Consider the following 22,667-nt stretch of genomic DNA (forward strand, 5'->3'; position numbering starts at 1 on the left):
AGTGCTATTTTTGTAAGCTAAAAAATGGAGTTACCATGAAAAAATGCCCGGTTCTTCTTGTTGTATCAGGGTTTCTGACCGAAAATGATATATCATGGTTTAACCGAATTAAAGCAGGGTGTGGCCTTGATGTCAGATACTATAAATGGGAATCGGCAAATCTACTATCCATATTAAGTTCTGACATAGCGAACAAGTGGGGGTTATATACTCTCTTCCCCCTGAGAACATCTCCTTTATTGTCATCAATCTCCATTCCATTTAAAGCGCGTCAGGCCTGGTATAATGCAACGAAAGCAGCAGTTAATAACAGAGAAAAATTAGCACACGTAATAAACGAGATATACGTTAAAGAAAAGCGTAATGTGATCATAATGGGTCATTCTTTAGGGACTCGATTAATAAACAATACATTACCCTATATTAAAAATGATAATATTCTCTTAACAATCTCTATGGCCGGAGCCACCCCAATAACAAGTTATACAGAGAACATAATGAAAATGGCTTACGGTTCAAAAATGGGGCATTTAAATATCTACAGTGAACATGATAAAGTACTTAACACGATATACCCTCTCGTAGAGTCAGTAACGCCAATTGGGGTTCGGGAGGTGAGATTCAGACCTGCTCGGGTGATCAACTGGAAGTGGGATATTGGTCACACTGAATATATTACTTCAAACAGGATTGATTCATTAACACACTGGTTAAATGTTACCTGTGCCGATTTAGCTGATCCAGACGTAGAGCTCACTGACGACGACATAAAATTGTTTAATGATATTATTGATCTTGCGAATTTAACACATCATAAAAACACTGTCGCACCTAAATTAATATCATTTGAGTAGTTAAAAAAAGGTTGCATTATAACGGGAGTGTATATTTACTCCCGTTAAGTTTCATATTTTATAGAATTGATATGGATTCGATTAAAAATTTCGTCTAACTCGTTCCCTTATCAAATTTGCCAGCCTTACCCTTCCAGGTGAAATAGTTTCCGTTACAATTTCAACTCTCAACAAATCACGCTGTCCGGTTCGGCGACTGACCGCGAAACGCTGACATATATCATTAACCGATACCGTATTACCGGTATACAGTTGTAGTAATATCCAGCACAGCCTTTCTGCGATCCTTTCACCGCGAGTTTTATACATCTGTAAAACCTTCAGTTATCGTCAACGATGACATAGTCCACCTCAAAACCCACATAACTGACTGTATTCATGAATATTTATTACCGGTGTAATACTGTCGTTGGGGTAATGGATTAACCGTTATCACCCTGCTACTGGAGAATGCACCATAGGGGGCAAAAATCACGAGGGATCTGAGATCCCCCGTGTCTGCACATGTTTATGCGAACGGTCCGGTACAACCAGTATCATCATCATGCTGCGATGTACTGCGCATGAAGAGGATTACAAAGATGCCCGTTTTCTTCCTGTTCATAACAGGTCAACAACTTTCCACAGTTACCGTTACCCGGTAAATCCCCATAGACAGGTAATCCATAAAATTACCCTCCCATAAGGACCAGAGTCCATTCCTCTCTGCCGCCCGCTTTCTTCCTGTTCATAACGGGTCAACAACTTTCCACAGTTACCGTTACCCGGTAAATCCCCATAGAGAGATATTCCATAAAATTACTCTCCCACAGGGACCAGAGTTCATTCTTCTCAGATACCAATGAAATATCTCCAAACAGATAATGGAAGACGTAATGACCCGACCAGCAAAAATCTATTTCCTTTTCCAGTTCCGGGTAGACTCGTCCCATGTAACTAAAGTCTGTGACATAATCGAAATACCATTCGTTATCCTGACGGATGAACCGCATTTCAACCGGATGAAATCCGCCGGATTCTGCACTGTAGTCCGGGTCACGAAAATTAATGACTACTGCCCTGACCGATGTTTGCTGAGATTGTTCTGCCAGAAGCGTAACGATGTGCTGCTGAAATAATTTAGTGACAGGCAGCGTTAATCCTGCCTGTTTTAAGACATACTGGGTTTGCATAATAGATTTTCCTGTAAAAGGTGAGTAGAGGTGTGTAGTAGTTTCTGGTTGTATAACAGTTCTGGTAAAGAATTAATTCTTCGCAATCCTTTCTCAATCGCCAACCTTACCGAGTGTTTTAAGGCGCGCCCGCCAGTCAGCATATAAAACATGCGTAAACAACTTCTCAGGGTGCGCCTCAAGCAGACATATATCCGGTGAGCGTAAAACAGCGGCCAGGAAACCGGCATTATTGGCACTTGCTCCTTTAAATAATGATCTGAATACGCCTGATGTGAAGCCCGTTGTCGGTTGAACTTCGAGTACACTTTCAATCTTAGAAAGTGGGACCCAGTCTTTAGAGAACAATCCACCGCTGCCATTTGCCATGAGACGCAGGTAAAGTTCATTATCCGTTTCAGACATAGCCAGTTGCCATGTCAGAATACCGCTGGCTTTAGGGCTGATTTTTTCCGCCTGACCTGATTCAATTAGCAGCTTATAACTCTCTTCAGGTAATATTTGGCCATCTTCAGTGATACCTTTTTCAATATCACTTAAATCATTATTTAACCCCAGTTTCTCGTGTTCATTATTATTTTTCTCTAACTTTGATTTTCTCATTTTCATCTCCTGGTTTTAATCTGATTTACAGACGGGATTCCGCCATAGACATTAATGTGTCAATCCCCTTCAAAGGGCATTCCGGATGAAATAGCAGATAAATACCATTTCCATTATCTTCTGTAATTGATAGCATCAAGTAATATTCATCTGTCAGATGGACCACGAACTCAGGGTTTGCAATTAAATGATGAATTACATCCAGTACGTGTCGTTTAATATCTTCGGGAACATCACCGGGTTCAATGTACATTAATGTTACACCCACCTCGCACCAAAAATTCATTGCGGAAAGTTCATCATCAAATGGAAGTATCAGTTCTTTTCTCAAGACAGTCATAACTGAATCGGGAAGAAGGAGCGACGGCAGGTCTTGCCAGCTCGAGATAAATTTCATTGAATAATCCTCATAAACAAAAAACCCGATACGTTTTAAGTATCGGGGTTACATAGACAGGGTAAAGAATCTGGAATTGCCTTCAGGCGTCATCTAAATTCTTTCATAATATCCACAATCCTTGCAGATAAGCACTGGCGCATTATTCCTTTCACGCTGTTTAAGGAATCCAAATAGACGCTGTATCGCCCTGATGATTTCTTTAAGCAATTCTGGTAATTGCTCCGGGCTAATATAACCGGATGTCGATGTCAGAAACCGGTCATCGCGAGTCACCTTTGCTATATTTCCGGCAGTTTCTGTGACTGTATTCCGACTACCGCACTTAGGGCACTTTAACGGCATAATCATTCTCCACGTTTAAGAGATGCAAAAATCACTGTTCTTTACTGGTAGCTACGGGGGGTAAAAGAAGGTCGGTAACACCCTGCCCGGTCTGACGCATTCGCTCTGGTGTCAGTTTTGCGTAGCGCTCCGTACTCTGAATACTGGCATGCGCAAGCTGGGCTTTAACGTCATACAGACTGTACTGTCCGCTGGAGACAAGTAATGATGCGACGGAATGGCGCGTAGTGTGGAAACAGACTTCACTTTTATCTATCCCGCACTCTGCCAGTATTTTTTCATAGGCCCACCGGGGTTCTGATATTGGTTTTCCATTATCTTTTACGGCAAACAGATAGGGGTTGCTGCCAGCCCGTGGGATCGAATCAATAATGGATAATGCAACATCACTGAGATACACAGTTCTGCTGCGACCATTCTTAGTATAAGGAATGAATAACGACCTGTTATCCCGATCAATATGTTTGTGCATGACATTCAGCATTTCTGATTTGCGTGTACCGGTTAACAGCAGCATGGCTATCAGTCCCCCGGCTGCCTTATTGGGGTATCGTGCCGCAGCGTCGAGGATCCTTCTGATCTCATCGGCGTCAAAAAAGCGCGTCCGCTGATTATTCTCCTTCAGCAAAGGGATCTTATCGGCTTCATTCTTCTCCAGGACATCCTGTCGTAGCGCATAACGCCCCATGGTTTTCAGAATAGCGAGTGCCCTGTTACAGGTAGACGGTGCATACTGCTGGCCGTGAATACGGCCCTCAAGCATGTCAAAAAGCACCTGCTGGATCTCCCGGGCCCGAAGGTCGCAGTAACGTATCTTCCCCAGACGAGGTTCAATGTATTGCGTGAAACGCTGAACATCCTTATCCCAGGACTTTTTATGGCGCTTGATGAACGGAACATAGGTCTGGTGAAAAAACTCACTAAGCGTTGGCATCGCACGATAATTATCGCGCACTGCCTTGGGGTCATTTCCCAGTGCAATCGCCTCCTTATGACGGCGAGCTATCTGGCGAGCTGTCCCCACATCAATTTCAGGGAATCTGCCAATACTGATACTTTTTTTGGTACCGTGGAATGTGTAGCGCAGGAGGAAACGTTTGTTACCCGTTCGACCTGAGAGACATTTGAGGCCAATAACTTCGGTATCAGATACCTCAAGCTCTGTAGATCTGGTATCTGTGTTTGCCGGAAGGGCTTTGATGGACGAATTGGTGAATCGGAAGGATTTTTGCATATTTATCCTCATGTATCTGATTGATATCATGAAAATAATATATATCTGTAAGTGAATTTATTACGGGATAGGATTGAAGAATGGAAAAGCTATTAGACGCGTACAAACGGATATTGCAGGAAGTTAACGCCCAGTCATTTAACCTGAATGAAGATAAATACTCAGGCGTATTTTTACCCGTACCCTTTGAAGAATACTGGCACTCACCGGTAAAAATCATGCTGGTTGGACGTGAAACCGCTGGCTGGAATACGCTGAATGGTAAGAATACGATATCACGGATGCTGGGACTTATACCTGACGTCACCATCGGGCAGGTGGTTGAAGAGGCTGTAGATCGTTACAGGAAACATCTTCCGGTACAAAATTATGGCACCACCAACCTCAAATCACGTAGCCGCTTCACGCAATATCATTTCAGGCTGGCCCGGGAGCTTAATATTCCTCCTCAGGCTATCGTGTATGCCAATCTACTGGCGTGGGATTACGACGGACTGACCCCTCTCAATCGCCCTCAAAATGAAGTGCAGGAAGTCATATTAGCCTCGCTGAAGCTGCTGGCGGTACAAATTAAACACCTTGAGCCTGATTTCATCATCTTTGCATCCGGAGCCCGGAGAACAGACTACATCATAAAACAGGTGCTTACTGAGCTGGGCGGCTATGAGACTTCTTCAGTCATACCGGGGAAGCTGTGGGAGTTCAAAACAAGTAATGCAATCTGTTTCAGAATTGCCCATCCAAGGGCTATGCGCGGACACCAGAAGTACAGAAATGAGGTGATTGCACGAATTAAGCAACTTTGTACTCAGGGTGGCTAGAGCATTACAGCTTGCTCAGCAGGGCCCCCTTCCCGGAAGAGTACCGGAAAACAGGCAAAGCGACCTGGTTCTCTATGCTGGAGGCGACACGTTCGATTCGGTATTACCACGCTGGAGATTGCAGCTCATTGCACCCCGTGAGCACAGGATATGCACAGGGCGTGAATTTCAGGCACAAAAAAACCACCCGTAGGTGGTTTCACGACACTGCTTATTGCTTTGATTATTCTGCTATTTCCCATGGTAGCCGGAGTGGGACTTGAACCCACACAGCGCGAACGCCGAGGGATTTTAAATCCCTTGTGTCTACCGATTCCACCATCCGGCCAGGGAAGAAAGTGGAGGCGCGTTCCGGAGTCGAACCGGACTAGACGGATTTGCAATCCGCTACATAACCGCTTTGCTAACGCGCCTTAAATCTTTTGTCTTTCGACCTGCACCCGCAAACTGCCGATGCATTAATCTGGAGCGGGAAACGAGACTCGAACTCGCGACCCCGACCTTGGCAAGGTCGTGCTCTACCAACTGAGCTATTCCCGCATGTTATCAAGTAACTATTTAACGACTTGCTAAGCACTTGATTTCATTATCGTCCGGCTTACTGTGCCGCCGTTCGATGCGTTGCATTCTACTGATATGACGTTATGAGTCAACGTTATTTTTTGCATCTCAGGATCGTTTGCTGAAAATTAAGCCGAAACGATCACTGTTCAAGCAAATCACCGCGCGCAGCGTTCAAATATTGCAACATTGACCACAATGTCAGCACCGCCGCAACCCACAGCAGACCAATGCCGGCCCACTCTACCCAGGCATTCGGACGCCACAGCATCCACACCAGCGCCGCCATCTGCGCAGTGGTTTTAACTTTACCGATCCAGGACACCGCCACGCTGCTGCGTTTACCCAGCTCCGCCATCCACTCGCGCAGGGCAGAGATAATAATCTCACGGCCAATCATGGTCGCGGCAGGCAGCGTCACCCACCAGGTATGATAATGTTCCGCCACCAGCACCATCGCAATTGCCACCATCACCTTATCCGCAACCGGATCGAGGAACGCGCCAAAGCGGGTACTCTGGTTCCAGCGACGCGCCAGATAACCGTCAAACCAGTCCGTCACGGCGGCAATCAGGAAAATGAGCGCACAGGCAAAAGGCGCCCAGACGACCGGCAGGTAAAATGCCAGGACGAAGAACGGAATGAGCACAACGCGAAAGAGAGTAAGCAACGTAGGGATATTAAATCGCATGATGACGGTAACTGTCTGTTGTCAGTAAAATTTAGCTCTATGTTGCTACAGAGCCCTCAATGTTTCAACGAGTAGTAGATCTTTTCTGCCAGCCCTTGCGAAATACCCGGCACTTTTGCAATTTCTTCCATACTGGCGTTGAGTAATCCTTGCAATCCGCCCATATACTTCAACAGCATCTGGCGACGTTTTGGCCCGACGCCTTCAATCGTCTCAAGGGTACTGGTATTTTTCACTTTCGCCCGTTTTTTGCGGTGTCCGCTAATGGCATGATCGTGCGACTCATCTCGGATGTGCTGGATCACGTGCAGTGCAGGGGAATCTGGCGGCAGGCTAAAGCCCTCGCCTTCCGGCTCAAAGAACAGCGTTTCCAGGCCAGCCTTACGATCTGCCCCTTTCGCTACCCCTAGCAGCAGCGGATGGTTCTTATCCCACTCCACGTCGAGCGATTCGAATACCGCCTTCGCCTGCCCCAACTGCCCTTTCCCGCCGTCGATAAGGATAACGTCCGGGATTTTGCTCTCTTCAATCGCTTTACCATAGCGACGGCGCAGCACCTGGTTCATGGCGGCATAATCGTCACCGGGCGTAATGCCGGTGATGTTATAGCGACGATACTCTGCCCGCAGTGGTCCATTGGCATCAAAGACCACACACGACGCCACGGTCTGCTCACCCATCGTATGGCTGATGTCGAAGCATTCCATGCGTTTCACTTCCGGCAGCTTGAGCAGCGTAGCAAGGGCGGTTAAACGTTGGCTGACGGTCGATTGCTGGGAAAGTTTGGTGGTCAGCGCCGTGGCGGCATTGGTTCGCGCCAGCTTCAGATAACGCGCACGATCGCCGCGCGGTTTCGTCTGGACATTCACCCGGCGGCCTGCCAGCTCTGAAAGTGAGTCCGCCAGCAGGGTTTTATCGTCCAGCGTGAAGTCGAGCAGGATCTCCGAGGGCAGCGTACGCATCTGGCTGCCCTGCAAATAAAACTGGCCGACAAAGGTCTCCACCACTTCACCCATCTCAGTCCCGCCCGGCACTTTCGGGAAGTAACTGCGGCTGCCGAGCACTTTGCCCTGACGAATAAACAGCACGTGAACGCAGGCCAGGCCGGCGTCAAAGGCAACGCCGATGACATCGAGGTCGTCGCCCGTATTGGAAACAAACTGCTTCTCGGTCACCCTGCGCACCGCCTGGATCTGGTCGCGGATGCGTGCGGCCTCCTCAAATTCCAGCGCCGCGCTGGCTTTTTCCATGCGGGTAATCAGTTGCGTCAGCACCTGATCGTCTTTCCCGGCTAAAAACAGGCGGACATATTCCACCTGCTGCGCGTACTCTTCTTCGCTCACCAGCCCTTCAACGCATGGTCCCAGGCAGCGGCCAATCTGATATTGCAGGCATGGCCGGGAGCGGTTGCGATAGACGCTGTTTTCGCACTGGCGAACAGGGAAGATTTTTTGCAAAAGCGCCAGCGTTTCCCGCACGGCATAACCATTCGGGAAGGGGCCGAAATATTCACCTTTCGCATGCTTAGCGCCACGATGCATCGCCAGCCGCGGGTGCGTGTCGGCGCTCAGGAAGATAAACGGATAGGACTTGTCATCACGCAGCAGAACGTTGTAGCGCGGCTGATACAACTTAATGTAGTTGTGCTCAAGGAGCAGCGCTTCCGTTTCCGTGTGCGTTACGGTGACATCAATGTTGTGTATAAGTGCGACCAGCGCTTCGGTTTTACGGGAGGCAAGGTTGCTGCGGAAATAACTTGAAAGGCGTTTCTTCAGATCTTTCGCCTTACCGACATAGATAACCGTACCGCCAGCATCATACATCCGGTAGACGCCTGGCTGGCTGGTGACGGTTTTCAGAAATGCTTTTGAATCGAACGCTTCACTCACTGACTTATTAACGACTCCGCATTGCACAAACCATGGCGAATGGCCAGGTGAGTCAGTTCGACATCACCGTGGATGTTCAGTTTACTGAACATCCGATAGCGATAGCTGTTGACCGTTTTCGGGCTGAGATTCAACTGCTCAGAAATCTCATTCACCTTCTGACCTTTAGTGATCATCAGCATAATCTGCAATTCGCGCTCAGACAAACTGGCAAACGGAGATTCCGTTTTTTCCGGTTCAATCTGACTCAACGCCATCTGTTGAGCAATATCAGAAGCGATATAGCGCTGCCCTGCGTGAACGGTGCGGATCGCATTGACGACTTCCTGCGGCGCAGCGCCTTTACTGAGATACCCCGCAGCCCCCGCCTGCATGACCCTGGCGGGCAGCGGATTTTCGGTATGGACGGTCAGCATGATGACTTTGGTATCAACGAACATGCGCGCGATTTTGCGCGTGGCTTCAAGCCCGCCAATACCGGGCATGTTCATATCCATCAGCACCACGTCTGCGGAGTTCGCGCGACACCATTTGACGGCATCTTCGCCACAGCACGCCTCGCCGGCTACTTTAATACCCTTTATATCTTCAAGAATGCGTCGTATCCCTGCGCGCACCAGTTCGTGGTCATCAACAAGAAGGACGTTGATCAAAGGAAATGTCTCCAGAATAGGGATAACGCTACTGACTGCTAATTGGGTTTATATTAACGGTTTTCCATGCAAGATTAAAACGCTAAAAAATCGGCTATACGATTCGGGTCTCGTTTTTGGAAATTAGGCTGTACAGTAAGTGGAAAGAAAACCCATGTGTACTGGGCTTTACCGCTATTTTTTAGCACCAGCATTCAAAAAGCCACCAAAACATTTGTTAACGTAAACTAAAAAATGCTCTCATTTTTTTGTAACAACAATTAACGGATGGCGTACCGGCGATAAACATTTAATTGTCGCTAACATATTGGGCAGATTACCTTCATAATCCGCACCGGCCAATAATCAATACGCGTAAAAGTATAAAAAACAACCACTGCATTTTTTGCCGCAACTTGTGGTATACTCCGCCGCCTTAACTTTCATCGTCGCGCTCATGCGCTGTTTTATAATGAGGAAAATAAATGAGCACACCTGAATTTGCCACTGCCGAGAATAACCAGGAACTGGCACAGGAAGTAAACTGCCTGAAGTCGCTGCTGACGCTTATGCTACAGGCGATGGGCCAGGCTGATGCTGGACGTGTGATCATTAAAATGGAAAAACAGATCGCGCAGATGGAAGATCAGGTGGAATCCGCTGTTTTTGCCAATACAGTTAAGCAAATTAAACAAGCCTACCGCCAGTAACAAAAAAGGCTGGATGCAGTGCATTCAGCCTTTTCCTCGTCTGACACGCAGAACGTGATATCAGTCAAATAAGCCCAGTCGCCGCGGCATAACACGCTATCTGGATCTTATTCGGCGCGTTGAATTTCTTCTGCATATTCTTCTGATGGAAGTTGACGGTATTTTCCGAGATGGAAAGAATGATGGCAATTTCTGCCGACGTCTTCCCTTCTGCGGTCCACTTCAGAATTTCCCGTTCACGCTTGCTGAATTTCATTTCCGGCGGCATCACCGTCTCATGTTCAAAGCGCAACAGTGTAGTGAGCGCCATCTGAACCAGCATTTGTAAACGCAGCTCAATTTCTTCACTGGATATCGAGTGTGCCTGTAAGCTAGTACATGACACGGAGAGGAAGCCGAGCGCATGATTTGGCAGCATCAGACACTGGGTTATTCCCTTACGTAAACCGTGGTCCCGCGCGCCGTCCCATAATTGCTGGGCATCCGTGAATAATTCATCCGTCCAGGGCAAATGACCCTGAATGAAATTCTCCGGCTTCAGTACCGGGTCAATGGCGAAATAATTCGCGGATTGATATTGCGCCATCCATTGTTGCGGATAACTGGAATGGACGGATGTTCGCGGGCGGGTAAATGGCACAGGGTGTCGAACACAAAGCGCATAATAATCGAATTCAAGCGCCTGCGTTTGTCGCTGAAGTTCCTGATATACCTCGTCAGCACAGGTCATTTCCTGAAACCGGAGGACGCATTCCCGTCGCCAGGTGAAAAAGTCTATATCCCTCATACTTGCCGAATGAAGCCTCTGATAAAGATAATCATTATTATGGTGAATATAACCTAACACATAAAGCAGGATCATTTATATAAAATATCGACCACAGACGGATTATCTTTAATTTGGCGATGGCTTATCCCCATCGGGTGGAATAAAAAATCAACAAAACTGAAGCTATGGGAGGATAATTTGCTCCAGAAGCGACATCTGGAGCAAATTGAGCGTGAAAATGCTACTGCATTAAGAATTTTTCAAGGAACTGGCGGGTTCGAGGCTGCTGAGGATTGGCAAACAGCGCCTTAGCTGGCCCCTGCTCTACTATTCGCCCCTGATCCATGAAAATTGCCCGATCGGCAACGTCGCGAGCGAAGCTCATTTCATGCGTCACAATCACCATCGTGCGTTTTTCCAGCGCCAGCTGTCGGATAGTGTTAAGCACTTCCCCGACCAGCTCAGGATCGAGTGCGGATGTGGGTTCGTCGAACAGGATCACATCCGGGCGCATCGCCAGCGCGCGCGCAATGGCGACACGCTGCTGCTGTCCGCCAGATAACCGACGCGGATAGCTCGTCTCCTTCCCGGCCAGGCCAACCTTCGCCAGCAGCTCGCGGGCGCGGGCCGTCGCGTCTTCCTTTGGTTCACCCTTTACGATGACCGGGCCTTCAATAATATTTTCCAGCACCGTACGGTGCGGAAAGAGATTAAAGCTCTGGAATACGAAGCCAACATGCTGACGCAGGCGGCGAATCAGCCCTTTTTGCTGGCTGATGGGTTTCCCGGTATCAATGGTGATATCGCCCACGCGGATCGTCCCGCCTTCAGGCTGCTCAAGCAAATTAATGCTGCGCAACAGCGTGGTTTTCCCTGACCCACTCGGGCCGATAATTGCCACCACTTCGCCCTGCTCAACCTCAAGGTCGATGCCGTGCAGCACCGTTTGCCCGTGGAATTTTTTCACCAGGTTTTTGACGTCAATTGCACTCATTTTGGATCTCGCTCCTGGCGGTTAAGCTGGTTTTCAAAATAGTTTTGCAGGGCGGACAGCACCGTCGCCATCACCCAGTAAATCAGCGAGGCCGCCAGATACATGGTAAACACTTCCAGCGTGCGCGAGGTGATCAGTTGCGCCTGACGGAAAAGCTCCGGCACCTGAATGGTCGCCGCAAGCGAGGTGTCTTTCACCAGGCTGATAAAGCTGTTGCTCAGCGGAGGTAGCGCCACGCGCGCCGCCTGGGGCAGGATCGCCCGGCGCAACGTCTGCCACGGGGTCATCCCGATACTGGCCGCCGCTTCCCACTGTCCTTTATCGATGGACGAGATCGCCGCACGCAGCGTTTCAGAGGTGTACGCCGCCGTATTCAGCGACAGGCCAATCATCGCCGCCGGGATCGGATCCAGCTCGATACCGAACTGGGGCAGCCCGTAGTAAATCATAAACAGCTGGGCGATAAGCGGCGTTCCGCGAAACACGGAGATGTAAAACCGCGCCAGCCACCGCACCGGCCAGACGTTCGACATGCGCATCAGTGCCAGCACAAACCCGAGCACCAGCCCGAAGAACATCCCGCCGATACTGAGCTGTAAAGTAAACACCGCGCCCTTAAGCAAGAACGGCAGCGAATCAATAACCAGTTGAATACTTTCTTGCATTATTATTTTTCTACCTGATTTTTAGACATGGGGATGATAGGCAAACAGCGCAGGCGCCCCGCCAGTATGAACAAACAAAATGGGTCCTTCATCCTTAAAGCGCTTGCGGGCGATGCCGTCGATAAGGCCCGCCATCGCCTTACCGGTATAGACAGGGTCAAGCAGAATACCTTCGAGGCGGGCCAGCAGCTGAACGGCCTCCATCCCTTCATCATTGGGGGTGCCATAACCCGGCGCGAAGTAGTCATCCCACAGCAATATTTCCGCCTTCGCCTGAAGCGCAAGCTGTTCTGCCACCGCCTGTTGCAGGGTGACGACTTTCGGCTTTTGATCCGCAACGCTTCTGGAGACCGTCACGCCAATCAACTCTACGTCCGGCATCAGTTGTTCAAGCCCGACCGCTAAACCGGCATGGGTACCCGCGCTGCCGGACGCCACTACCACCGAGGACAAACTCACCGCGCCTTCGCACTGCTGGGCGATTTCCAGCGCGCTCTCAACATAGCCGAGGGCACCAAGCGCATTCGAGCCGCCAACCGGGATGACGTACGGACGAAAGCCCTGCGCTTCCAGGCGCGTCGCCAGTTCATCAAGCTGTGCAGCCGGGTCGGTCAACGCGTCAACCATTTCAACTTGGACGTTGAACAGATCCAGCATCAGGCGGTTACCGTTAGTCAGGTAATTCTCTGCCTGCGTGCCAATCGGGTTCTCCAGCAGGGCTACGCAGTGAAGGCCCAGCTTCGCCGCCACTGCCGCCGTCTGGCGAACGTGGTTAGACTGAATGGCCCCGGCGGTGACCAGCGTATCCGCGCCCTCGCGCAGGGCATCGGCGGCGAGAAATTCCAGCTTGCGCAGCTTATTCCCGCCCATCGCCATGGGCGTCACATCGTCACGCTTAATGAAAATATCGCGCCCCAGATAGTCAGAAAATCGCGGCAGATACTCCAGCGGCGTGGGTGCGCCGATAAATTCCAGACGGGGAAAGCGCGTTAAATTCTGTAGTGACATGGTTCCTCCGGTCACGCAAACAATTGTTATTTCATTATGCACGCAGACGCGCGAGAAATAAAAAAGGCGCTTTTAAAAGCGCCTTTTTTTGTCGGTCAGAGACTTATTTCGTCACGTCTGCGCCGAACCACTTCTCAGAAAGCGCCTTCAGGCTGCCGTCTTTCTGCATTTCAGCAATGGCGGCATCAATGGCTTTCAGCAGATCTTCGTTACCTTTACGCACCGCCACGCCGGACTCCTGACGGGAGAACGCATCGCCCGCGACGGCCAGGGTATTGTTGGTTTTCTTCACCAGATCCAGCGCTGCCAGGCGGTCAACCAGAATGGCGTCGATACGGCCTACGCGCAGATCCTGGTATTTCGTCGGGTCATCATCATAGGTGCGGATGTCCACGCCCTGCACGTTCTGGCGCAGCCACTCTTCGTAGTTAGTGCCCAGACCGACGCCGACTTTCTTACCTTTCAGATCCGCGGCGGATTTGATGCTGCCTTCGTTACCTTTCTTCACCAGCGCCTGGATACCGGACACGGTGTACGGCGTGGAGAAGTCATACTTCTTCTTACGCTCGTCAGAAATGGTCACCTGGTTAATCACCACGTCGATACGTTTGGAATCCAGTGACGCCAGCATACCATCCCATTTGGTCGGTTTCAGGGAGGCTTTGACGCCGAGATGCTTGGCCAGCTCTTGCGCAAACTCCACTTCAAAACCGGTCAGCTTACCGTCGTCGCCCTGGAAGCTGAACGGAGGATAGGTTCCTTCCAGCCCAACCAGCAGCGTGCCGCGCTCTTTGACTTTGTTGAGCAGATTATCTGCCGCGAACGTTTTCACGCTCATCCCCGCGACCAGCGCAACGGCCATCATCCCCATCAGCGCCTGACGACCCAGAACTGCTAATTTCATAAGTACTCCGATACAGTGGAATTTTTGAGTAGTGTAGAGAAATCGCCTGCAACGTCAAAGGCGGCTGCGCTACATCTTATTCTTTTTTAATATATATCAGAAGTTGTTCCGGCGTGGACTTTCTGCTTTATGACGCCCGGCATCTGGACTTTATATTGCGCGTACTTTCGCAGCGCGATGCGGTAATTGTTGGTACTGGTGGCGGGCAGCCAGGGCTCCAGATTTTCATCCAGGTATCCGGTCGTCAGCAGATCGCGGGAGATATTTTGCATGGTCAAATGCTGACCCAGGCGGCGCAGGCGAACCACGTATTCACGCACGGTGCCGTGACTCATCTCCGTTTGTTCAAACAGGAACTGCTTGAAGCCGATAATATCGAAGAAGTCGCTTTGCTCTTTGCAGTGGAGATCGCCACAGAAACGGCAAAGCGCTACCCACTCTTTTTGCTCTTCAAGCCAGGCGGCTTCATCCATCAGCGTGTCGAGGCGGGAAATCGCAATCTTATTCACGATTTCACCGCGACGAACCAGCGTGATGCGGTCGAGTAATTTTTTACAGTGGGCGCAATGCGTCTGGCTGTGTTTAAAGTCTTTCAGGTAGCGGCTTAAAGGCCGTCTTTTAGATTGCTGCACCGTCATGATAACTCCTGGTTGTCAATACGTTGTGCGGCATTTCCAAGGCGAATGACTCACCTATAACTTACCCAGTTTTGTGCGCAGGCGTTTAATGGCCTGGCTGTGCAGCTGGCTCACCCGTGACTCGCCCACCTCCAGCACGGCGCCAATCTCTTTGAGATTGAGCTCTTCCTGGTAATAGAGGGTTAACACCAGTTGCTCACGTTCAGGTAAAGCTTCAATCGCTTCCATCACGCGCTGGCGTAAATTCCCTTCCAGTAAGTGGTGTAACGGGTTTTCTTGCTGATGTTCATCCGTCACCAGCTCGATGCTATCGCCATGCTCTTCGCGCCACTCATCATAAGAGAAGAGTTGGCTGTTATTGGTATCGAGCAACATCTGGCGATACTCTTCAACAGGAATGCCCAGACGCTCCGCCACTTCGGTTTCCGTCGCGTTGCGCCCCAGTTCCTGTTCCAGCTGCCCCATCGCATGCGCCACTTCGCGCGCGTTGCGGCGAACGCTGCGCGGCACCCAGTCGCGGCTGCGCAGCTCGTCCAGCATCGCACCACGAATACGCTGCACTGCGTAAGTCGTAAATGCCGTTCCTTGCAGAGCGTCGTACCGGTCAACTGCATTCAATAACCCGATACCGCCCGCCTGTAGCAGATCGTCCAGTTCCACGCTCGCCGGCAAACGCACCTGGAGGCGCAATGCTTCGTGACGCACCAGCGGAACATAACGCTGCCACAGCGAGTGTTTATCCATTACACCTTCAGCGGTATAGAGTGAATTCACGATAAACAGCCCTGCGTTAGTTGAGTTATCGGCATGATTATCCGATTCTGGAGGGGTTTTAATCGGGTGAATAGTGGGTGAAATGAGGGGTTATTTGGGGGGTTACGCTTGTGCGTGGATAGAAAAAACCCCGCCGAAGCGGGGTTTAAGCGTAATCAGGCGATTAGCCTTGCAGCAGAGACAGAACCTGCTGAGGAACCTGGTTAGCTTTGGACAGCACGGAGTTACCAGCCTGCTGAACGATCTGCGCTTTAGACATATTTGACACTTCGGTCGCATAGTCGGCGTCCTGAATACGGGACTGCGCTTCAGACAGGTTGGTGGTGGTGTTGTTCAGGTTGGTTACGGCAGAGCTCAGACGGTTTTGAACCGCACCCAGTGAAGAACGGAAGCTATCTACTTGTGCAATAGCTTTGTCCAGAAGCGCTAATGGATCATTGGTAGATGCGCCACTGAATTCAGCAGTAGTACCGACAACTACTGTTGTTGTTCCAGCAGCTGTCGCAGTATAGTTTTTCCCTTCAACAGTGACATAGCCAGTTGCAGTGCCAGTGTCTTTGGCGTTGGCCATTTTAATGGCGACGCCGTTCTGAGTTGCTGTAGCACCGCTCTCAGTGGTGTAGGCTACATCTGTAGTATCAAGTGTAACTTCACCTGTTGCAGCATTCAGTTTTGCTGAATAGTAATCATCGCCGGATTTGACAACATATTGGTTAGTCGCCGCACCATCTGAATCGAGAACGTTATGGAAGCTCAGGTTTGATGTATCAGTGATACCTAAAGTAGTCGCGGTTCCAGCTGCATAGCTAACAGCTACTGGTGCTGCTGTACCACCCAGATCTACATTGGTAATTGCATCACCAACTTTCAGTTCATTGCCATTTACTGAGAAACCTTTCAGACCCAGAGTCGAGGAATCAATTTGCTGCAGATCGATGGAGATGGTCTGTCCATCGTTCGCGCCAACCTGAATTTTCATAGTGCCGTCTTTCGCCAGCACGTTCACGCCGTTGAACTGAGTCTGGCCCGATACACGGTCAATCTCTTCCAAACGGGATTTAATTTCGTCCTGGATTGAGGTCAGGTCAGAATCAGAGTTAGTACCGGTCGTTGCCTGAACGGTCAGTTCACGAACACGCTGCAGGTTGTTGTTGATTTCAGACAGCGCGCCTTCAGTGGTCTGTGCCAGAGAGATACCGTCGTTAGCGTTACGTGCAGCCTGAGTCAGACCTTTGATGTTAGAGGTGAAGCGGTTAGCGATAGCCTGGCCCGCAGCGTCATCTTTCGCGCTGTTGATACGCAGACCAGAAGACAGACGCTCGATAGAAGAAGACAGAGCGGACTGGTTCTTGTTGATGTTGTTCTGAGTGATCAGCGAGAGGCTGTTGGTATTAATGACTTGTGCCATGATTTCGATTCCTGTTGTTCATCAAATCTGTTTGGTTAGATTTGGGTTTCCACCCTTCGGCTTCATCGCCGTCAAAGGTGTTATCGTCTGGTCCAAACCAACCTTTAGATCTTTTTTCAGGATCGCGTTAATTTTTTTAGCCACGGAAAAGCTCTTCTCTATTACCGTTATTCCCGCCATTAAAAAAAAGAAATTAACCGTAAACTTTCCCCCATAAAAGCCGATAACCCCACTATTCGTTCTACGTGTCGATAGATTAAGGAATAAATATGGCAAGTATTTCATCATTGGGGATCGGTTCGGGTCTTAAGTTAGCAGACATTCTGGATAGTCTGACCACGGCCGAAAAAGCACAGTTGACGCCGATAACCAAACAACAGTCATCTTATACCGCCAAGCTTAGCGCTTACGGCACGTTGAAGAGTTCGCTGGAAGCGTTTCAGACTGCAAACACCGCGCTGAATAAAGCCGACCTGTTTACGGCGACCAGCACGTCGAGTAGCTCCACGGCATTCAGCGCCACCACTACCGGCAGCGCGATTGCCGGTAAATACACCATCAGCGTGTCGCAGCTGGCGCAGGCGCAAACCCTGACGACCAAAAACGCACAGCCGGATACCAAAACGGCCATTGCCACGGCTGACAGCAAGATCACCTTTACCGCCGGAAACGGTAAAGATCCGGTGACCATCGATATCAGCGCGGCAAATTCCTCGCTGACCGGCATTCGCGATGCGATTAACAAAGCTGACGCCGGCGTGACCGCCAGTATTATTAACGTCGGTAATGGTCAATATCGTCTGTCCATCACCTCCACCGAAACCGGAGCGGACAACGCGGTCAGCATCAGCGTAAGCGGCGATAGCGCCCTGCAATCCTTTATGGGTTACAACGGCACCAGCACCGATGCCAGCAACGGTATGATGGAAAGCGTTACCGCGCAAAACGCGAAGCTGAAGGTGAATAACGTAGATATCGAAAACAGCAGCAACACCATTAGCGATGCGCTGGAAGATATCACCCTGAACCTGAACGACGTCACCACCGGTAACCAGACGCTGACGATTACTAAAGATACGTCTAAAGCGGAAACGGCGATGAAAGCCTGGGTGGATGCCTACAACACCCTTCAGGACAGCTTTGCATCGTTAACCAAATATACGGCGGTTGATGCGGGCACAGATGCGCAGGATTCCAGCAACGGCGCCCTGCTCGGAGACACTACGCTGCGTACTATCCAGACGCAGCTGAAAACCATGCTGAGCAACACCGTCGGCGGAACCGCCTATAAAACGCTGTCTCAGGTTGGCATTACCTCAGATCCAAGCACGGGCAAGCTGGAGCTGAGCAGCGAAAAGCTGAAAAAAGCGCTGACGGATAACCCGTCTGCGGTGAAAGATCTGGTTGTAGGTGACGGAAAAACCACCGGGATCACCACCACCATGGCCACCCATCTCACTGACTGGCTTTCCAGTAAAGGCATTATCCAGGCGGCCAAAGATGGCGTCAGCAAAACGCTGAACAAGTTAACGGATCAATATAACGCCGTGAGCGAACGTATTGATGCAAGAGTGGCGCAGTACAAAGCCCAGTTTACCCAGCTGGACGTACTGATGACCTCGCTGAACAACACCAGCAGCTACCTGACGCAGCAGTTCGAAAATACGTCCAGCAACAAGTAGTAAACGCTAATCAGACCCGAGGGGGATAACATGTACGGCGCAAAAGGCACGCAGGCCTACGCAAAGATAGAAGTTGAAAGCGCGGTGATGAGCGCCAGCCAGCAGCAGCTGGTAATCATGCTATTTGATGGAGCCCTCAGCGCGCTGGTACGCGCGCGTCTGTTCCTGGCAGACGGTAATATTCCTGCTAAAGGGCTGGCGCTCTCAAAAGCCATCAACATTATCGAAAACGGGCTGAAGGTTGGCCTGGTGGAAAATAACGGTGATGAGCTTACGCAAAACCTGATTGCCCTTTATGCCTATATGGTACGTCGCCTCCTGCACGCCAACGTGAATAACGACGCCAGCGCCATCGAAGAGGTGGAAAACCTGCTGCGCAATATCGCTGACGGGTGGAAGGAGGTTGCCGGTACGCCACAACTGATGCAGGACGCCGTCTAATGAGTAACGCACCGCAACTTTATGCCCTTTATCAGCAACTCCTTGAGCAGAGCCAGTTGATGTTGCGACTGGCGCGGCAGGGACTATGGGATGATCTGATCATCTGTGAAACCGACTATGTTAATGCGGTGCACTCACTGGCTCGTCTCACTCAGGAAAGTGAACCTTCGATGCAGATTCAGGAGCAGCTTCGCCCGACGCTGCGGGTGATCCTGGACAACGAAGGCCAGGTAAAAACATTGCTGCAAGCCAGAATGGATGAGCTGGCGAAGCTGGTTGGGCAATCCTCCATCCAGAAAACCGTTCTCTCCACCTACGGTAATCAGGGCGGTCATGTCCTTGTTCCGCAAAGTAATAGCGATATTAATTAGCCATTTAACTGGCGGGCAAGCGTTAACCGTTTCGTTCGCCAGGCATTTCTGCCAAACCTGCTCCATACTTGAGTTTCGCGACCTCATGGAGATGGTGCATGCGCAACCCAACACTTTTACAATGTTTTCACTGGTACTACCCCACCGGCGGTGAATTGTGGCGAGAAGTCACGGCATTAGCCCCCAACCTGAACGAAATCGGCATCAATATGGTCTGGTTACCCCCGGCCTACAAAGGCGCATCCGGCGGCTATTCCGTCGGGTATGACTCTTATGACCTTTTCGACCTCGGTGAGTTTGACCAGAAAGGCAGCGTCGCCACCAAATACGGCGATAAAGCCCAACTGCTGGAGGCCATCAACGCCTTAAAAAGCAACCAGATTGCGGTGCTTCTGGACGTGGTGGTCAACCATAAAATGGGGGCCGATGAAAAGGAACCCGTCCGCGTGCAACGCGTGGATGCTCAGGATCGCACCCAAATCAGCGATGAGATCATCGAATGTGAAGCCTGGACGCGCTACACCTTCCCCGTTCGGGCCGGGCAGTATTCGCAGTTCATCTGGGATTACAAATGCTTTAGCGGTATCGACCACATTGAAAATCCCAGTGAGGACGGTATCTTCAAAATCGTTAACGACTACACCGGCGAAGGCTGGAACGATCAGGTCGACGACGAGATGGGCAATTTCGATTACCTGATGGGTGAAAATATTGATTTTCGCAACCACGCGGTGACGGAGGAGATCAAATACTGGGCGCGCTGGGTGATGGAGCAAACCCACTGCGACGGCTTCCGCCTGGACGCGGTAAAACACATTCCGGCCTGGTTCTATAAAGAGTGGATTGAACATGTCCAGGAGGTGGCCCCGCAGCCGCTATTTATTGTGGCGGAATACTGGTCTCACGAAGTGGATAAATTGCAGCAATACATCAATCAGGTGGACGGCAAAACCATGTTGTTTGACGCGCCGCTGCAAATGAAATTTCACGAAGCGTCACGCCAGGGACGCGACTACGATATGAGCCAGATTTTCACCGGTACGCTGGTGGAAGCCGATCCGTTCCATGCCGTAACGCTGGTGGCCAACCATGACACCCAGCCCTTGCAGGCGCTGGAAGCCCCGGTTGAAGCCTGGTTCAAACCGCTGGCCTACGCGCTCATCCTGCTGCGTGAAAACGGCGTGCCGAGCGTGTTCTACCCGGATCTTTTTGGCGCCAGCTATGACGACACTGGCGGGGATGGTGAGACGTATCACATTGATATGCCGGTGATTGAACAGCTCCACGAGCTGATCCTCGCCCGGCAGCGTTTTGCCCACGGCGTGCAAACCCTCTTTTTCGATCATCCAAACTGCATTGCGTTTAGCCGCAGCGGGACAGAGGAGCAACCGGGCTGTGTGGTGGTGCTGTCGAATGGTGATAACGGTGAGAAGACGATCTGCCTCGGCGAGAATTACGGCAATAAGACCTGGCGGGATTTTTTAGGCAACCGCGAGGAAACCGTGACCACGGCGGCTGATGGCGAAGGGACGTTCTTCTGTAACGGGGGAAGCGTCAGCGTCTGGGTGATTGAGGACGCGCTGTAGTACGGGATAGGTGCGGCCTGATGCCCTCACCCCGACCCTCTCCCACAGGGAGAGATATCCCCAGTAATTTGAAAGCAGAAGCAATAACGTTGCCTTCATAATAACTGAGGGCTTTCAGCGATGCCCTGGTCCGGCTGTAAATCGCCGAAGCGTTTCCGTAAGGCCGGGGCGAGGCGCAGGGAAGCGCCGAGAGGGCGTGGCCTGCATGGATGCAGGCTCATGCCCGACCCGATAGCCTGAAGGAAAAAGCTGAGGGTACCGCGAAGCGGCGATTTTCCGCCGGGAGCCCGGGTCGCCAGGGTGGTGGCGACTGAGCCACCCTGGCACGTTCACCGCTCATGTCGCTACAGAGTAGCAAGGAACATAAAGTGAACGGAATGACCACCAGAGCCGTATGTTCCCCCTCACCCCAGCCCTCTCCCTCCAGGGAGAGGGGGCCGACGGTGAAGGCATTATTTTGTGGAGATCCCTCAGACCACGGGTAGAGGGCGCAAACTCCAAAACGGTTACGGAAGCTTACTCTCCAGCGGATTCTTGCTCAGGTAATCTGCGCATTCCACCGTTGGGCGGTCAACCTTGTACAGTTCCATGCCGTCATACTCCAGCGCCGCCCCATCACGATCGAGCGGATAGACGTCTCGTTTTTCGGTCACGTTATAATAATCATCTGAACGCAGCATGATCTTACCCGGCACCGCGATAACGCGCTGCCACTGACGGCAGTCCAGGGTATCACCCTCTGGCGTCACCACCAGCGTGGCAATCGCCTCCGGGCTCACCATCGCGCTCTGCGGCCCTTTCGACTGCCAGTAACCTGCCAGATGCGAAGGTGCCGGATGCTTAACCACTTCCTGATAGTTTTCGACCTGAACGCATCCCGCTAACGTCAGCATTGCAGCCACAATTGCTACTTTTTTCATCATCTTTCCTGCATGCGAAGAAAAAAATATTGTGGCATTAAAGCCATCAGGCTGCCAGCGTAAGATAGGTATTGATTAAACCTGCATCCCCATGACTTCCTGATACGCCGACACCAGCTTGTTACGCACCTGCAACCCCATCTGCAATGACACCGACGCTTTTTGCAGATCGGCCATCACATCGTTGAGCGCCACGCCGGGTTCACCGAGGGTAAATCTCTCAGCCTGGGTACGGGCCGCGTTTTGCTTATCGCTGATCCGGTCCAGCGCCGCATGCAGTTGACCGGCGAAGCTAATGCCCTGCGGCTGGTCAGTTACGCTCTGATTACGGGCGGTCATCGCCGTTGCCTGTAACTGACTGAGTACCCCTTCAATGCCCTGTATAGCCATGACTCTCCCCTGGATGGTTTTTTACGAGGTCAAGACTAACAGCTTGTCAATAAGATAATGGCGGTAAATAGCGTTAAAAAACCAGGTTATTTGACGCATAGAAAATCCCGAATCATCAAATAATGGCAGGGCCATCAGTATGGAACTTTTGTCGTGTTTGCCGACCCGGGAGTCAGTTTTGTTTCTCTACACGAATAACGTAAACCAC

Annotated in this window: 24 protein-coding genes and 3 tRNA genes; 7 read left to right on the forward strand and 20 right to left on the reverse strand. The window is 50.8% G+C overall.

What is annotated here, in order from left to right:
* Positions 1-35: 35 nt before the first annotated feature.
* A complete protein-coding gene (locus L3069_RS13930; protein ID WP_032255346.1) occupies positions 36-854 on the forward strand; it encodes a DUF726 domain-containing protein in 819 nt (272 codons plus the stop codon).
* A gap of 737 nt (positions 855-1,591) precedes the next feature.
* Here the strand turns inward: L3069_RS13930 and L3069_RS13935 are convergent.
* From L3069_RS13935 to L3069_RS13950, 4 genes are all read right to left on the reverse strand, one after another.
* On the reverse strand, positions 1,592-2,026 hold the full coding sequence (locus tag L3069_RS13935) for a DUF2787 family protein (protein WP_077064134.1): 435 nt from the start codon (positions 2,024-2,026) through the stop codon (positions 1,592-1,594).
* Between the two features lie 93 nt (positions 2,027-2,119).
* Positions 2,120-2,629: a hypothetical protein gene (locus tag L3069_RS13940; RefSeq protein ID WP_047653980.1), complete on the reverse strand. Its 510-nt coding sequence runs from the start codon at positions 2,627-2,629 to the stop codon at positions 2,120-2,122.
* A gap of 25 nt (positions 2,630-2,654) precedes the next feature.
* Complete coding sequence (locus L3069_RS13945) at positions 2,655-3,026, reverse strand: hypothetical protein (RefSeq protein WP_232926113.1); 372 nt, start codon at positions 3,024-3,026, stop codon at positions 2,655-2,657.
* Between the two features lie 376 nt (positions 3,027-3,402).
* Positions 3,403-4,605, reverse strand: a complete 1,203-nt coding sequence (locus L3069_RS13950; protein WP_063161839.1) for a site-specific integrase — start codon at positions 4,603-4,605, stop codon at positions 3,403-3,405.
* Between the two features lie 80 nt (positions 4,606-4,685).
* On the opposite strand from L3069_RS13950, the gene L3069_RS13955 reads away from it, so the two are divergent.
* A complete protein-coding gene (locus tag L3069_RS13955; RefSeq protein ID WP_063161840.1) occupies positions 4,686-5,426 on the forward strand; it encodes a hypothetical protein in 741 nt (246 codons plus the stop codon).
* 241 nt (positions 5,427-5,667) lie between these two features.
* On the opposite strand, the gene L3069_RS13960 is transcribed toward L3069_RS13955, so the two are convergent.
* The 6 genes from L3069_RS13960 to uvrY all read right to left on the reverse strand — a co-directional run bounded on the left by L3069_RS13960 (position 5,668) and on the right by uvrY (position 9,220).
* A tRNA-Leu gene (locus L3069_RS13960) sits at positions 5,668-5,754 on the reverse strand.
* Positions 5,755-5,765: 11 nt separating this feature from the next.
* A tRNA-Cys gene (locus L3069_RS13965) sits at positions 5,766-5,839 on the reverse strand.
* Between the two features lie 51 nt (positions 5,840-5,890).
* Positions 5,891-5,966 (reverse strand) — tRNA-Gly (locus L3069_RS13970).
* A gap of 163 nt (positions 5,967-6,129) precedes the next feature.
* Positions 6,130-6,678: a CDP-diacylglycerol--glycerol-3-phosphate 3-phosphatidyltransferase gene (gene pgsA, locus L3069_RS13975; RefSeq protein ID WP_003859652.1), complete on the reverse strand. Its 549-nt coding sequence runs from the start codon at positions 6,676-6,678 to the stop codon at positions 6,130-6,132.
* Between the two features lie 56 nt (positions 6,679-6,734).
* The gene (uvrC, locus tag L3069_RS13980; RefSeq protein ID WP_038416316.1) at positions 6,735-8,567 is read right to left on the reverse strand and encodes an excinuclease ABC subunit UvrC; all 1,833 of its coding nucleotides are present in this window, start codon (positions 8,565-8,567) and stop codon (positions 6,735-6,737) included.
* Positions 8,564-9,220, reverse strand: coding sequence for a UvrY/SirA/GacA family response regulator transcription factor (uvrY, locus tag L3069_RS13985; protein ID WP_017384478.1), 657 nt, complete (start codon positions 9,218-9,220; stop codon positions 8,564-8,566). Before uvrY ends, uvrC begins: the two co-directional genes overlap by 4 nt.
* Before the next feature lie 464 nt (positions 9,221-9,684).
* Here uvrY and L3069_RS13990 point away from each other — a divergent pair, with 464 nt between their 5' ends.
* Positions 9,685-9,909, forward strand: a complete 225-nt coding sequence (locus tag L3069_RS13990; RefSeq protein WP_038416317.1) for a DUF2594 family protein — start codon at positions 9,685-9,687, stop codon at positions 9,907-9,909.
* A 64-nt stretch (positions 9,910-9,973) separates the two neighbouring features.
* Here the strand turns inward: L3069_RS13990 and sdiA are convergent, their stop codons facing one another.
* The 8 genes from sdiA to L3069_RS14030 all read right to left on the reverse strand — a co-directional run bounded on the left by sdiA (position 9,974) and on the right by L3069_RS14030 (position 17,069).
* A complete protein-coding gene (gene sdiA, locus L3069_RS13995; protein ID WP_038417053.1) occupies positions 9,974-10,696 on the reverse strand; it encodes a transcriptional regulator SdiA in 723 nt (240 codons plus the stop codon).
* Positions 10,697-10,919: 223 nt separating this feature from the next.
* Positions 10,920-11,672: an L-cystine ABC transporter ATP-binding protein TcyN gene (tcyN, locus tag L3069_RS14000; protein ID WP_038416318.1), complete on the reverse strand. Its 753-nt coding sequence runs from the start codon at positions 11,670-11,672 to the stop codon at positions 10,920-10,922.
* Positions 11,669-12,337 (reverse strand): cystine ABC transporter permease, encoded by a 669-nt coding sequence (tcyL, locus tag L3069_RS14005; protein WP_022648540.1) that lies wholly within the window; start codon positions 12,335-12,337, stop codon positions 11,669-11,671. Before tcyL ends, tcyN begins: the two co-directional genes overlap by 4 nt.
* Before the next feature lie 21 nt (positions 12,338-12,358).
* On the reverse strand, positions 12,359-13,345 hold the full coding sequence (dcyD, locus tag L3069_RS14010) for a D-cysteine desulfhydrase (protein ID WP_038416319.1): 987 nt from the start codon (positions 13,343-13,345) through the stop codon (positions 12,359-12,361).
* A 103-nt stretch (positions 13,346-13,448) separates the two neighbouring features.
* Complete coding sequence (tcyJ, locus tag L3069_RS14015) at positions 13,449-14,249, reverse strand: cystine ABC transporter substrate-binding protein (protein ID WP_023300481.1); 801 nt, start codon at positions 14,247-14,249, stop codon at positions 13,449-13,451.
* Positions 14,250-14,335: 86 nt separating this feature from the next.
* Entirely contained in the window at positions 14,336-14,887 is a 552-nt protein-coding gene (gene fliZ, locus L3069_RS14020) for a flagella biosynthesis regulatory protein FliZ (protein ID WP_023300482.1), read from the reverse strand.
* A 54-nt stretch (positions 14,888-14,941) separates the two neighbouring features.
* The gene (locus L3069_RS14025; protein ID WP_003859623.1) at positions 14,942-15,661 is read right to left on the reverse strand and encodes an RNA polymerase sigma factor FliA; all 720 of its coding nucleotides are present in this window, start codon (positions 15,659-15,661) and stop codon (positions 14,942-14,944) included.
* A 163-nt stretch (positions 15,662-15,824) separates the two neighbouring features.
* Complete coding sequence (locus L3069_RS14030) at positions 15,825-17,069, reverse strand: FliC/FljB family flagellin (RefSeq protein ID WP_038416320.1); 1,245 nt, start codon at positions 17,067-17,069, stop codon at positions 15,825-15,827.
* Between the two features lie 269 nt (positions 17,070-17,338).
* Here L3069_RS14030 and fliD point away from each other — a divergent pair, with 269 nt between their 5' ends.
* The 4 genes from fliD (at position 17,339) to amyA (ending at position 21,149) form a co-directional block, all read left to right on the forward strand.
* Entirely contained in the window at positions 17,339-18,751 is a 1,413-nt protein-coding gene (fliD, locus tag L3069_RS14035; RefSeq protein ID WP_023300484.1) for a flagellar filament capping protein FliD, read from the forward strand.
* A gap of 30 nt (positions 18,752-18,781) precedes the next feature.
* Entirely contained in the window at positions 18,782-19,192 is a 411-nt protein-coding gene (gene fliS, locus L3069_RS14040; protein ID WP_003859616.1) for a flagellar export chaperone FliS, read from the forward strand.
* Entirely contained in the window at positions 19,192-19,563 is a 372-nt protein-coding gene (gene fliT / locus L3069_RS14045; protein WP_006811148.1) for a flagella biosynthesis regulatory protein FliT, read from the forward strand. The genes fliS and fliT overlap by 1 nt, the downstream gene beginning before the upstream one ends.
* Before the next feature lie 98 nt (positions 19,564-19,661).
* Positions 19,662-21,149 carry an alpha-amylase gene (amyA, locus tag L3069_RS14050; protein ID WP_038416321.1) on the forward strand — a complete coding sequence of 496 codons (1,488 nt, stop codon included), beginning with the start codon at positions 19,662-19,664 and terminating at the stop codon, positions 21,147-21,149.
* A 506-nt stretch (positions 21,150-21,655) separates the two neighbouring features.
* Here amyA and yedD read toward each other — a convergent pair.
* Entirely contained in the window at positions 21,656-22,069 is a 414-nt protein-coding gene (gene yedD / locus L3069_RS14055; protein WP_022648547.1) for a lipoprotein YedD, read from the reverse strand.
* 75 nt (positions 22,070-22,144) lie between these two features.
* Positions 22,145-22,459 carry a flagellar hook-basal body complex protein FliE gene (fliE, locus tag L3069_RS14060; protein ID WP_038416322.1) on the reverse strand — a complete coding sequence of 105 codons (315 nt, stop codon included), beginning with the start codon at positions 22,457-22,459 and terminating at the stop codon, positions 22,145-22,147.
* Positions 22,460-22,667 lie beyond the last annotated feature (208 nt).

The organism is Enterobacter cloacae complex sp. ECL411, assembly GCF_021869665.1.
Taxonomy (GTDB): Bacteria; Pseudomonadota; Gammaproteobacteria; order Enterobacterales; family Enterobacteriaceae; genus Enterobacter; species Enterobacter intestinihominis.

What these genes read in the sequence shown, in the direction of transcription:
- L3069_RS13935 (WP_077064134.1), bottom strand. Translation starts at nt 2,026, where the DNA reads ATGCAAACCCAGTATGTCTTAAAACAGGCAGGATTAACGCTGCCTGTC.
- dcyD (WP_038416319.1), bottom strand. Translation starts at nt 13,345, where the DNA reads ATGTCACTACAGAATTTAACGCGCTTTCCCCGTCTGGAATTTATCGGC.
- pgsA (WP_003859652.1), bottom strand. Translation starts at nt 6,678, where the DNA reads ATGCGATTTAATATCCCTACGTTGCTTACTCTCTTTCGCGTTGTGCTC.
- tcyL (WP_022648540.1), bottom strand. Translation starts at nt 12,337, where the DNA reads ATGCAAGAAAGTATTCAACTGGTTATTGATTCGCTGCCGTTCTTGCTT.
- L3069_RS13950 (WP_063161839.1), bottom strand. Translation starts at nt 4,605, where the DNA reads ATGCAAAAATCCTTCCGATTCACCAATTCGTCCATCAAAGCCCTTCCG.
- fliT (WP_006811148.1), top strand. Translation starts at nt 19,192, where the DNA reads ATGAGTAACGCACCGCAACTTTATGCCCTTTATCAGCAACTCCTTGAG.
- sdiA (WP_038417053.1), bottom strand. Translation starts at nt 10,696, where the DNA reads ATGAGGGATATAGACTTTTTCACCTGGCGACGGGAATGCGTCCTCCGG.
- fliD (WP_023300484.1), top strand. Translation starts at nt 17,339, where the DNA reads ATGGCAAGTATTTCATCATTGGGGATCGGTTCGGGTCTTAAGTTAGCA.
- amyA (WP_038416321.1), top strand. Translation starts at nt 19,662, where the DNA reads ATGCGCAACCCAACACTTTTACAATGTTTTCACTGGTACTACCCCACC.
- fliS (WP_003859616.1), top strand. Translation starts at nt 18,782, where the DNA reads ATGTACGGCGCAAAAGGCACGCAGGCCTACGCAAAGATAGAAGTTGAA.
- L3069_RS14030 (WP_038416320.1), bottom strand. Translation starts at nt 17,069, where the DNA reads ATGGCACAAGTCATTAATACCAACAGCCTCTCGCTGATCACTCAGAAC.
- L3069_RS13940 (WP_047653980.1), bottom strand. Translation starts at nt 2,629, where the DNA reads ATGAGAAAATCAAAGTTAGAGAAAAATAATAATGAACACGAGAAACTG.
- tcyN (WP_038416318.1), bottom strand. Translation starts at nt 11,672, where the DNA reads ATGAGTGCAATTGACGTCAAAAACCTGGTGAAAAAATTCCACGGGCAA.
- fliZ (WP_023300482.1), bottom strand. Translation starts at nt 14,887, where the DNA reads ATGACGGTGCAGCAATCTAAAAGACGGCCTTTAAGCCGCTACCTGAAA.
- L3069_RS13990 (WP_038416317.1), top strand. Translation starts at nt 9,685, where the DNA reads ATGAGCACACCTGAATTTGCCACTGCCGAGAATAACCAGGAACTGGCA.
- L3069_RS13945 (WP_232926113.1), bottom strand. Translation starts at nt 3,026, where the DNA reads ATGAAATTTATCTCGAGCTGGCAAGACCTGCCGTCGCTCCTTCTTCCC.
- tcyJ (WP_023300481.1), bottom strand. Translation starts at nt 14,249, where the DNA reads ATGAAATTAGCAGTTCTGGGTCGTCAGGCGCTGATGGGGATGATGGCC.
- L3069_RS13955 (WP_063161840.1), top strand. Translation starts at nt 4,686, where the DNA reads ATGGAAAAGCTATTAGACGCGTACAAACGGATATTGCAGGAAGTTAAC.
- L3069_RS13930 (WP_032255346.1), top strand. Translation starts at nt 36, where the DNA reads ATGAAAAAATGCCCGGTTCTTCTTGTTGTATCAGGGTTTCTGACCGAA.
- fliE (WP_038416322.1), bottom strand. Translation starts at nt 22,459, where the DNA reads ATGGCTATACAGGGCATTGAAGGGGTACTCAGTCAGTTACAGGCAACG.
- yedD (WP_022648547.1), bottom strand. Translation starts at nt 22,069, where the DNA reads ATGAAAAAAGTAGCAATTGTGGCTGCAATGCTGACGTTAGCGGGATGC.